Source organism: Adonisia turfae CCMR0081 (genome assembly GCF_011009555.1).
In the GTDB taxonomy this organism is placed as follows: Bacteria; Cyanobacteriota; Cyanobacteriia; order Phormidesmidales; family Phormidesmidaceae; genus Leptothoe; species Leptothoe turfae.
Genome location: NZ_QXHD01000003.1, coordinates 17,650 through 18,137, shown reverse-complemented (window position 1 = coordinate 18,137; position 488 = coordinate 17,650). Strand labels below are relative to the sequence as shown.

Here is a 488-nt window from a genome sequence, read left to right as displayed (position 1 = left end):
CCAGGCGCAATCGCTCCTCACTCGTGCCACTGCTCCAGCGTCCACCACCATTGCTAAAACTCATCTGACAATAGAGATAGAAACGCCTCGCCTGCTCGAAAGCATTCCCCTCGATTACCATGCATCGCTTGAACTCATCCCGTGTTTTAGGCGATGCATTCAGTGCTGCGATTAATTCCTGTGGCCAGTCCTTCAAAACTTCAAAGAAATTCGTCACCCCCGGATTGCACTCATTAAGTACATCCACAGCAGCCGGGCGCTTGCGTAAGCCAACACTAAAAGCTCCCGCATACGGTTCACAGTAGATCCGATGCGCTGGAAAATGCTGCAAAATCCATGGAGCCAATCGCCACTTCCCACCGAAGTAACGTAGTGCCGGACGCTCAATCGTTCCCCCAGAACAGGGATTTGGCATTTCATCCGGCTTTACCTGTGGCCGAGTTCTTATTAGCATCAATCCTCTCCAGCCTGAGTTAACCTTTTTGCAC

Annotated in this window: 1 protein-coding gene; it reads right to left on the bottom strand. The window is 51.2% G+C overall.

The annotated features are described in order from the left end of the window. The coding region (locus DXZ20_RS37140) for a DNA adenine methylase (protein ID WP_250565541.1) at window positions 1–454 on the bottom strand (454 nt) is incomplete at its 3' end. Window positions 455–488: the final 34 nt, after the last annotated feature.